Origin of the sequence: Acinetobacter sp. Colony158 (assembly GCF_019264745.1) — a bacterium.
Lineage (GTDB): Bacteria > Pseudomonadota > Gammaproteobacteria > Pseudomonadales > Moraxellaceae > Acinetobacter > Acinetobacter ursingii.
In genome coordinates, this window is sequence record NZ_CP078523.1 from 10,598 (window position 1) to 11,234 (window position 637).

Consider the following 637-nt stretch of genomic DNA (forward strand, 5'->3'; position numbering starts at 1 on the left):
TTTGCGTATTTCAAGGGAACGCCATGCAAATCTGCGTAGAGGTCTAAATTTCCTGAACAGTTAAATCTTCATATAAACCAAATCGTTGTGGCATATAACTAATACGATTCTGTACGGCTTGCGGATTTTGGCAAATATCAATCCCTAGTACCTGTAAAGAACCTGAAGTGGGTTGATACAACCCCGCGATTAAACGCAAAAATGTGGTTTTCCTGCACCATCTGGTCCGACCAAAGCAGTCAGTTGCCCTGATCTTATTTGTATATTTAAATCCTGAAGAGCACAAATATCAGGCATTTTTTTATTTTCTGCGCGAAAGACCTGTCGCAAATTTTGCGTAATCACCACATCAGATGTATCGTTTAGCAAGTCATTCATAAATAATTACTCACTGCGTCTTGGCAATTTTAACAGTCACAGGTTGACCCATTTTTAATTGGTCGTGAGGATCATTTACATAAACTCGAACCTCANAACCAAAGTGGTTCGAATATCCTCGGTTTGCACTGTTTTAGGTGTAAATTCTGCTACAGAAGAGATGTAACCAATCTTGCCTGAAATCGGCTGGTTTGGTTGTGAATCACGAAAAATTTGCGCCTGATTTCCCATTTTAATTAAACCCAATTGCTGTTCATTG

The 637-nt window shown here is 39.2% G+C and carries 2 pseudogenes; both read right to left on the reverse strand.

Features of this window, described 5'->3' with window-relative positions:
* Positions 1-378 (reverse strand): annotated as a pseudogene (locus JR005_RS00050) (ATP-binding cassette domain-containing protein); the annotation flags it as partial.
* A 10-nt stretch (positions 379-388) separates the two neighbouring features.
* Positions 389-637, reverse strand: a pseudogene (locus JR005_RS14290) (hypothetical protein); the annotation flags it as partial.